1 protein-coding gene is annotated in these 251 nt (G+C 57.4%); it reads left to right on the top strand.

The features are described 5' to 3' along the window. On the top strand, positions 1 to 251 hold a 251-nt coding region (locus AC0IYH_RS32945; RefSeq protein ID WP_471838585.1), incomplete at both ends, for a hypothetical protein.

The raw sequence follows: 251 nt of genomic DNA, 5'->3' as shown, positions 1-251 counted from the left end.
ACGCGGGAATACAGCTACAACCCGTACGGAAAGATCACCGCCGAACGCGATGAATTGGGGCACGTCACCCGCTACGAGTATGCCGATGGGCTGCACCTGATCAGCCGGCGCATCAACGCCGATGGCAGCCAGGTCCGGTATCGCTATGACAATGTTCGGCTGCTGCTCACCGAAATCGAAAATGAAGTCGGCGAAGTCTATGGATTGCAGTACCACCCCAATGGCCTGATCCAGCAGGAAACCGGGTTCGA

The sequence above is a fragment of the Pseudomonas sp. AC463 genome (assembly GCF_979253585.1).
Note: the sequence above shows the minus strand (reverse complement) of the source record. Positions and strands in the feature narration are given on the sequence as shown.